The sequence below is a fragment of the Candidatus Marivariicella framensis genome, from assembly GCF_982709265.1.
On record NZ_CEXPNT010000023.1, the window covers coordinates 15,532 to 24,350 of the forward strand.

10 protein-coding genes, 1 tRNA gene and 1 pseudogene are annotated in these 8,819 nt (G+C 29.3%); 5 read left to right on the top strand and 7 right to left on the bottom strand.

Features of this window, described 5'->3' with window-relative positions; all coding sequences use genetic code 11:
• Positions 1 to 76 precede the first annotated feature (76 nt).
• Together AC34EU_RS07475 and AC34EU_RS07480 are read left to right on the top strand one after the other, a co-directional pair.
• Positions 77 to 229, top strand: coding sequence for a hypothetical protein (locus tag AC34EU_RS07475; RefSeq protein WP_487532836.1), 153 nt, complete (start codon positions 77 to 79; stop codon positions 227 to 229).
• 27 nt (positions 230 to 256) lie between these two features.
• A complete protein-coding gene (locus AC34EU_RS07480) occupies positions 257 to 1,234 on the top strand; it encodes an alpha/beta fold hydrolase (protein WP_489696151.1) in 978 nt (325 codons plus the stop codon).
• On the opposite strand, the gene AC34EU_RS07485 is transcribed toward AC34EU_RS07480, so the two are convergent.
• From AC34EU_RS07485 to AC34EU_RS07495, 3 genes and pseudogenes are all read right to left on the bottom strand, one after another.
• Positions 1,196 to 1,825, bottom strand: a complete 630-nt coding sequence (locus AC34EU_RS07485) for a LysE family translocator (protein WP_489696152.1) — start codon at positions 1,823 to 1,825, stop codon at positions 1,196 to 1,198. The two genes, AC34EU_RS07480 and AC34EU_RS07485, sit on opposite strands and share 39 nt — an antisense overlap.
• Positions 1,826 to 1,840: 15 nt before the next feature.
• The gene (locus AC34EU_RS07490) at positions 1,841 to 2,821 is read right to left on the bottom strand and encodes a M28 family metallopeptidase (RefSeq protein WP_487532839.1); all 981 of its coding nucleotides are present in this window, start codon (positions 2,819 to 2,821) and stop codon (positions 1,841 to 1,843) included.
• A 99-nt stretch (positions 2,822 to 2,920) separates the two neighbouring features.
• Positions 2,921 to 3,055, bottom strand: a pseudogene (locus tag AC34EU_RS07495) (DUF3050 domain-containing protein); the annotation flags it as partial.
• Between the two features lie 80 nt (positions 3,056 to 3,135).
• Here AC34EU_RS07495 and guaB point away from each other — a divergent pair.
• Positions 3,136 to 4,602 (top strand): IMP dehydrogenase, encoded by a 1,467-nt coding sequence (gene guaB, locus AC34EU_RS07500; RefSeq protein WP_487532840.1) that lies wholly within the window; start codon positions 3,136 to 3,138, stop codon positions 4,600 to 4,602.
• A gap of 9 nt (positions 4,603 to 4,611) precedes the next feature.
• On the opposite strand, the gene AC34EU_RS07505 is transcribed toward guaB, so the two are convergent.
• Positions 4,612 to 4,878: a hypothetical protein gene (locus AC34EU_RS07505; RefSeq protein WP_489696153.1), complete on the bottom strand. Its 267-nt coding sequence runs from the start codon at positions 4,876 to 4,878 to the stop codon at positions 4,612 to 4,614.
• 221 nt (positions 4,879 to 5,099) lie between these two features.
• Between AC34EU_RS07505 and AC34EU_RS07510 the strand changes: the two genes are divergently transcribed.
• Both AC34EU_RS07510 and AC34EU_RS07515 read left to right on the top strand, forming a co-directional pair.
• The gene (locus tag AC34EU_RS07510) at positions 5,100 to 5,951 is read left to right on the top strand and encodes a hypothetical protein (protein ID WP_487532843.1); all 852 of its coding nucleotides are present in this window, start codon (positions 5,100 to 5,102) and stop codon (positions 5,949 to 5,951) included.
• On the top strand, positions 5,935 to 7,302 hold the full coding sequence (locus tag AC34EU_RS07515) for a peptidylprolyl isomerase (protein WP_487532844.1): 1,368 nt from the start codon (positions 5,935 to 5,937) through the stop codon (positions 7,300 to 7,302). The genes AC34EU_RS07510 and AC34EU_RS07515 overlap by 17 nt, the downstream gene beginning before the upstream one ends.
• Position 7,303: 1 nt before the next feature.
• Here AC34EU_RS07515 and AC34EU_RS07520 read toward each other — a convergent pair whose 3' ends face one another.
• The 3 genes from AC34EU_RS07520 to AC34EU_RS07530 form a co-directional block, all read right to left on the bottom strand.
• Positions 7,304 to 7,753 (bottom strand): sterol desaturase family protein, encoded by a 450-nt coding sequence (locus AC34EU_RS07520; protein ID WP_487532845.1) that lies wholly within the window; start codon positions 7,751 to 7,753, stop codon positions 7,304 to 7,306.
• A gap of 2 nt (positions 7,754 to 7,755) precedes the next feature.
• Positions 7,756 to 8,595: a phytoene/squalene synthase family protein gene (locus tag AC34EU_RS07525; RefSeq protein ID WP_487532846.1), complete on the bottom strand. Its 840-nt coding sequence runs from the start codon at positions 8,593 to 8,595 to the stop codon at positions 7,756 to 7,758.
• Between the two features lie 78 nt (positions 8,596 to 8,673).
• Positions 8,674 to 8,759, bottom strand: a tRNA-Leu gene (locus AC34EU_RS07530).
• Positions 8,760 to 8,819: the final 60 nt, after the last annotated feature.

Below are 8,819 nucleotides of genomic sequence, written 5' to 3' on the forward strand. Positions count from 1 at the left end.
AATTTATGATTTTGTTTTAAGCCAAAAATATTATTTTAATAAATAAATTATATATTTATCCTCCTAATTAAATTAAATGAGAAGAAGTATTATCGATATTGACTTTCCTGTTGGTGTTAAACATCTTTATATTAATGGAAAAAGATTTACTAGACAAGACTTTTTGAAAGCTAAAGAACTTGAAAAAAGGCGAGGTAAAAAAGGTAGATTTATTTCACTAAATAAATAATTTTTAGCAACTTTTAATTTAAACTCAATGAATAAAGCCATAAAATTTATTTCACTTGTTATTGTTTTTACCTTTTTTTCATGTTCATTTAATATTAAAGAAGAAAAATCTTTAAATGAAAAACTTGATAAATATGAATACATTATTAAGAACGATACGTTTGTTGCTAAAATACAAGATTCATTACCTGGAGATTTTATAAAGCTTAATAATGGTATTACATATTATGAATTAGCTAACAAAAGTAGCTCTGGACCTGTATTAGTGTTAATACATGGATTCTCTGTTCCTTCATACATATGGGAACCAACTTATCAAAAAGCAAAAAATTTAGGATATAAGGTTTTGAGATTTGATTTATACGGTAGGGGCTATTCTGAAAATCCAGATACTGATTATACTGATGAGCTATTTGCAAAACAAAGTTGGGAGCTGTTAGATTCTCTTTCTATTAATAAAGCGGTTTTAATTGGACTTTCAAATGGCGGTAGAGTGATTTCAAAAATGGCACATATTGATCCCAGTAGAATCGACAAGATGATTTACGTTTCCTCGAATGGATTTAATGATGTAAAAGAATTAAATGATAAAACCGTTAGTGAAGATGAAATTTTAAATTATATAAATAATTATGAATTTCTTTCACAAAGTCAAAAAAATGATTTTAAAAACCCCGAGCAATATAAAGATTGGGGCAAAAGATATTCAGAACTTCAAAAATATAAAGGGTTTGCAAAGGCTTTGATTTCAACCAGAAAAAATCATGTGTCATTAGACAATATTCACATAGATATAGCTAAAACAGGTATTGATATTTTCACTCTTTGGGGAGGATATGATACAGTTGTTGTTTTTGATGATTTTGAAAGTAAATTGAATTACATTTTGCCAGATAGAGAGGAATTCATTTTTAAATCTGCAGGACATCTCCCGCAGATGGAGTCTCCAAAAGAGTTTAACACTGTTTTATTCGAAAATATTCTTGATTTCACTAAGAAAAAGTAAAACAGAAATACTCCCAAAAACAAAACAAGACAAATAAGAAAAATATTTATGGTTAAAGTTTGAAAAAGTTTTTTTAATCAAAAAATAGCTTAAAACGGAAACAAGACTAAAAATCAGGAAAGCGATAATTATAAAAACTATTCCAAGAATTAAAAATTGATATTTTATTGGCCAGTTGTTATGAAACACAAACTGAGGAAATAGACTAACAAAAAACAACATAATCTTCGGATTACTTAGATTCATTATTAACCCAGTAAAAAAGGGAGTATTTTTATTATTTATTGGTTCTTTAAGTTTTATTATTCCTTTTTTAGGGAATTCTTCGTAAGCTAGAAATCCAATATAAAAAGCTCCAACTATTTTAATTAATGAAGAAACATTTGGAAATTTATCTAAAACCCATGAGAGTCCAAAAGAGGATGCTATTGTATATATAAATAAGCCAGTTACTAGCCCTAATGAAATTTTAACTCCATACTTGTAACCTCTTTGAAGACTTTGAGAAATTACAAAAATAATATCTGGCCCAGGACTTAAAGTAACTATTGTGACCGTGCTGCAAAATAAAAGAATAATTGAAACATCCATTTTTAAATTAGATAACTAATCGTTCAACTTAATTTTATTTTCTTGATTTGCTAGTTTCCACGCAGTATAAAAAATTAATTTACTACGTTTTGCTAACATAGGATAATTTATTTTTTCCGGAGTGTCTGTAGATTTATGATAATCATCATGGGTGCCATTAAAATAAAAAATTACTGGAATATTTTTCTTTGCAAAATTATAATGATCGCTTCTGTAATAAAAACGATTTGGATCTTGCTCATCATTAAATGTGTAATCAATTTTAAGATTAGTATAATCTGAATTCATTTTTTCAGATAGATCATGTAGCTCTTGACTCAACTTGTCGGAACCAATTAAATATATGTAGTTAGGATCTTTATCTTCTCTTTTTGGATCTAATCTTCCTACCATATCAACATTTAGATTAGCAATAGTTTTTTCCAATGGATATAAAGGATTTTCTGTGTAATATTTTGAGCCAAGTAGTCCTTTTTCTTCTCCAGTAACATGAAGAAACACTATGGACCTTTTAGGACCATCTCCGTTTGTAACTGATTTTTGAAAAGCTTCTGCTATTTCAAGAAGCGCTACAGTTCCTGATCCATCATCATCAGCTCCATTATAAACCTCTTCATTGTTTTTCCCTACATGATCCAAATGAGCTGAAATAATTATATATTCATCTGGTTTTACACTTCCAGGAATTATTGCTACTACATTTTCTGTTTTAACCTTTTCACCTTTAATTTCAAGAATCATTTTTTGAAAAAAATCATTAGTGTTTTTTGCTGAAGAAATTCCATGACTTATATAGTAATCTCTTAAAAAATCTACTGCTATTTTTTGTCCCTTTTCACCTGTTTCTCTTCCTGAAAAATAATCAGAAGCATAGGTGTATAATAATCCCCTTAGCTCTTCAGAGGTTATGCTTTTTGCATAATTTTCGGGATTTACTTGAGCGGATGTCATTAGAGATGCTAATGACAGTATTATTAAAAATATTTTATTTATCATAAAGCTAATCTATAACTTTTCTTTAATACTTCTGTTAATTGAATCCCGTAAATTAATGCTCATTTGGAGTGCTTGTTTGGAAGCGAAAATTGCTTCATTTCACTTTAATTTGTCATTACCATATAGTTCACTTATCATATTTATAGCCATTGGCCCATGTTCACCCCCATTTAATTCAATATGTCTTTTGAAGCAATACACGATATTGTCTAAAGAGTTTGAATGCTCGTTTTGTACTTGTTCTAATAATTAAAATGTATACTAAATTTTAATTTTGTAAATTTACATGCAATTACATTTTATATGAATTGCTAATGGATTCCAAAAAAATTTTAGAACAGGGTTTAACATACGATGATGTATTACTTGTTCCCTCTTTTTCAAACATTCTTCCACGAGATGTTTCAATTGTTTCAAGTTTTTCTAAAAATATTAAAATCAATGTACCTATATCCTCTGCTGCAATGGATACAGTAACTGAGAGTAAAATGGCTATTGCTATTGCGCGTGAAGGAGGTATAGGGGTTCTTCATAAAAACATGACAATAGATCAGCAAGCTGAAAAAGTTAGAAAAGTTAAACGGTCTGAGTCTGGTATGATATTGGATCCAGTTACTTTAACTTTAACTTCTTTGGTTTCTGACGCTAAATCATCAATGGAAAAACACAGTATAGGAGGAATTCCAATAATTGATCAAGGGGGGGAGTTAAAGGGTATAGTAACTAACCGTGACCTGCGCTTCGAAAGGAACAATAAAAGACCTATAACTGAAGTAATGACTTCAAAAAATCTTATAACGGCTAAAAAAGGAACATCTTTAGGCGATGCCGAGGAAATTCTTCAAAAGCATAAAATTGAAAAGTTACCGGTTGTAGATTCAAATAACAAACTAGTTGGTTTAATAACATTCCGTGATATAACAAAGCATAGCTCTAAACCAATAGCTAATAAGGACACCTATGGTCGCCTCAGAGTTGCCGCTGCAGTTGGTGTTAGTGGTGATGTAATGGACAGAACAAAGGCATTAGTCAATGCTCAAGTTGATGCTATAGTTATTGATACTGCTCACGGTCATACTGAAGGAGTATCAGATGTGGTTAAAAAAATTAAATTAAATTTTCCTGAGATAGAACTTGTTGTTGGGAATATTGCTACAGCTGAAGCCGCTATTTATTTAGCCGATTTAGGAGTAGATGCAGTTAAAGTAGGAATTGGACCAGGATCAATATGTACTACTCGTATTATTGCTGGTGTTGGGTATCCTCAATTTACCGCTGTAATGAATGTAGCTAAAGCACTTGAAGGAAGAGGTATTCCAGTTATTGCTGATGGAGGAATTAGATATACAGGAGATATACCAAAAGCACTGGCTGCAGGTGCTGATTGTGTTATGTTGGGTTCTTTACTTGCAGGAACAAAAGAATCACCAGGAGAAACGATAATATATGAGGGAAGAAAATTTAAATCATATAGAGGGATGGGATCATTAGAAGCAATGGAGCAAGGATCAAAAGACAGATATTTTCAAGATATAGAATCCGATTTAAAAAAATTAGTTCCTGAAGGGATTGTTGGTAGAGTCCCTTATAAGGGAGAACTCTTTGAAAGCATTCATCAATTTATTGGTGGATTAAGAGCAGGTATGGGCTACTGTGGAGCAAAAGACATAGAATCTCTACAAAATAATAGTCGTTTTGTGAAAATCACCTCATCTGGAATACGCGAAAGCCACCCTCATAATATTAGTATAACTAAAGAGGCACCCAATTACAGTAGGTAAATAAATTCATTAAGCTATAATTTTAAAGGTTTTTATTTTATTATTAGAATGAATTTGAATTATAAACATATTACCAGTCATGAGATTTATTGGCAATTTTCTGTTAGAATTTAAATCAGAAAATTCTGCTGAATAAATTTTATTTCCAATAATAGAATAAACGGTTACTATTCCTGGCCCCTCAAACCCATTAATGTATAGAGTTCCATTTTTGTAAAAAACCTTTTGAATAGAAATTTCTACTATACTTATATTATATAAACTAGGTGAATTCACTGCATAGGCAGTACTAAAAGAAAATAATACGGTAAAAATTAATAATTTTGTTCTCACCCTAAATTATATACTGCAATTTACAATTTTTTTTTTATGTTTTAAATCACTAAAAATCAGTAATTTAAAAAAAAAATAGTTATCTATGCCTCTAAAATTTATTAACAAACAGGCAATTTTTATAAAATTTTACGTTGTCTCAGGGAGTCAATAAAACAATATAAATGAAAATCATCAGAATATTTTTAATAATAGTCTTCTTGTTTATAACAGGATGTAATGAGCTAAATAACTCAAGACAAAACCAGTTGATCGCTAGGGTTGAGAATAACTATCTGTATATGTCTGATATTGATCAAATTAATTTGAAATTTTCATCAGTATCAGATAGTATTTTTAAAATACATAATTACATTAACACATGGGCCAAAAATATCTTGTTATATGATAAATCTCTTTTGAATATAAAAGATGAAAACAAAAAAGCTCTAGATAAATTGTTGAACCAATACAGATTAGACCTTTATAATAATAATTATAAGTCATCAATTGTTAAAGCACAAATTGACACATTGATTACTCAAAATCAATTAAATGGCTATTATAAAATTAATAGTTCTATGTTTTTATTAAAAGAATCACTTTATAGTTATAGGTTTATAGGGTTTCCTAAGAACAATATTGATAGAAATGAAATAACTAAGCGATTTATTCGGTATTCTGATTTAGATAAAACTTTTCTTGACTCTTTGTCATTTCAATTCTCTAATTCATTTCGAAATGATACTATGTGGTCTAATAAAAAAGCACTTCTGCAAAATGCTTCATTTTTGACATCAAAAGATTTATTTAATATAAAAAAATCACAAATATTTGAAGTTGAGGACACAATCCAAGTATATTTGTTTAAAATTGAAGACTATTTATCTAAAAATGAAATCGCGCCATTATCCTCGGTGGAAAATACGATTAGAAACATTGTTTTTAATCAACGAAAACTAGAGTTCTTAAAAAACTTTGATCAAGAAATTATAAATGATGCAATACAAAATAAAAAATTTGAAATATATCAGTAAATCATTTTTACTAATATTGATGATAGGGTTTAGCCAGAATTTACTTTCACAATCTAATTCATCCAAAATCAAAGTTGATGGAGTAGCCTCAGTTGTTGGAGATTTTGTAATACTTGATTCAGACATTGATAGAATGTATGTAGACATGGAGTCTCAGGGACTTTCTACGAAAGATGTTTCAAGATGTGAGTTAATATCTAAGTTAATGGAAGATAAGCTATATGCTCATCACGCTATACAAGACAGTCTTGAGGTTAGTGATCAAGAAATATATGATTATGTTGGACAAAGTATTGATTATTTTACTGAACAGCTAGGTAGTATGGAAAAAGTCTTAGAGTTTTACAATAAACCTGATGAAGCAAGTTTTAGAGAAGAATTGTTTGAAATAAACAAAATTCAAAAGCTTTCCGCTAATATGCAAGAAAAAATTATTGAAAAAACATCTATAACACCAGAAGAGGTAAGGGAGTTTTTTGAGTCAATACCTAATTATGATTTGCCTGTTTTTGGAACTGAATTAGAGATTTCTCAAATTGTTATGTCTCCCATAGTTTCAAAAGATGAAGAAAAAAGAATTATAAATCAACTTAAGTCATTTAAGGTTGATATTTTAGAAGGAGGTTCTAGCTTTGCTTCAAAAGCAATTTTATATTCACAAGACCCGGGTTCTCGATCTACTGGAGGAAAGTATACACTTCAAAGAAAAAGACCAAGAATGGTTAAAGAGTTTAGAGATGTAGCGTTTAGATTACCCGAAGGAGATATATCAGAGCCTTTTAAAAGTGATTTTGGTTGGCACCTTCTCAAAGTAGATAAAATTCGAGGACAAGAAGTAGATATAAGACACATACTTTTGACTCCCAGGATAGATGGTAAGGACCTAGCTCAATCTAAAAATACTTTAGATACGTTGCGTAAAAGAATTATTGACAAAGAAATAAGCTTTAAAGATGCAGCTTTATATTTTTCGTCCGAAAAAGAAACAAAAAATAACGGAGGGGTATTAATTAACCCAATAACTGCTGATTCTCGTTTTGAGCTCACTAAAATTGATCCTGTTTTATACAATCAGATAAGATATCTAAAAGACAATGAGATTTCAGTTCCATTAATTGAAGAGGATAAATCAGGTATTAAGAAATATAAGATTTTAAAAGTAAGTAATAGGTTTGATGAGCATACTGCAGATTTTTCAATGGATTATATTAAAATTAAAGAATTAGCCTTGAAAAAGAAAAAACTTGATGCTGTTCAAGAGTGGATGAAAGATAAGATTAAGTCAACTTACATTAATATTAATCAAGATTATAGGTCTTGTGATTCTAAATACAATTGGTTGAAAAAATAATCTATCTGAAATATTTTAATGGAACCCAAAGCATTCCAAAACATTTACCACCGTTTTTATTTATATTTTTGTGGTGTATTTTATGAGCCCTTCTTAATCCTTTTGCGTATTTGTTATTAGTTTTTTTAAATATTTTAAACCTTTGATGAATAAATATATCATGGACTATAAAATAAGATAATCCATATGCGAAAATTCCAGTTCCAATTGGAAGTCCGGCCCAAAAAGAATATTCACTCCATGCATAAATATTTGAAATACTAACAACTGCATAAAAGATAAAAAATAAATCATTTCTTTCAAATCTTGAACTGTGATCCTTTTTATGATGGTCTTTATGTAACTTCCATAAAAACCCATGCATAATATACTTATGACTAAACCAAGCCATAAACTCCATTATGAAATAACTAATACTGAAAACTATAGTAAAGAATATTATTTCAATCATTTTTATAAGAGGTTTAATTTGTAATTTAAATAAGATTTTGCTAAAACACCTATTTTTTGATAATTAGGAACACGAATTCTTGATTTTTTTATATTTAATGAGGGCGTTTTTTTTAATTTCTTTAGAAGCTTATCATAGTATTTATAAGCAATATAAACCCCAAATCTTGCTTCGTCAGGTAATTCAAAAATACCTACTAAAGCCAATTTAAAATCTTTTTCAATTTCTAAAATTATTTTATTTTTTGATTTTTCATCAAATTTATTAACATTAATACCAGGGAAATAAGTTCGATTTAAGCCTTCAAAGTCAAGGTTTAAATCTCTAAGAAAATTAACTTTTTGAAAAGCAGAACCTAATGAAATTGCATATTTTTCTAGTTTTGAGTATTTATCATGATTACCTTTAGTAAAAACAGTTAGACACATTAAGCCAACTACATCAGCAGATCCATATATATACTCTTTATAGTCACTGTCAGTTTGATAATTTTTTTTTTCTAAGTCCCATCTCATGCTTTTTAGAAATGCTTTGATTAAGTTTTTATCAATGCCATATTTATTTACTGTTTTTTGAAAAGAATTTAATATTGGATTAAGACTTATGCCCTGTTCCAATGAGGTATATAATTCTTTTTCAAACCTGTTAAGTAAATCTTCTTTTGGATAGTCATGGAAAGTATCAACAATTTCATCAGTAAAACGAACAAATCCATATATGTTGTAAACATCTTGTCTTATAGATTTGTGGAGTAGCCTAGTAGCCATTGAAAACGATGTGCTATATAACTTTGTCACATTTCGACTACATTGCTCTGAAACGGTATCAAATTTTTTTTTCATTATTAGAATAAGAGAAAATTGTAATATTTATTCAAATTTACAAAAAAATAAAAATCAAATAAAAAAATTGATTTAATGTGCGCACGAGAAGACTCGAACTTCCACGAGATTTAATTCTCACTAGGCCCTCAACCTAGCGCGTCTACCAATTCCGCCACGTGCGCGCTGTGTGACCTGACTGGGGCTCGAACCCAGGACCCTCTCCTTAAAAGGGAGATGCTCTA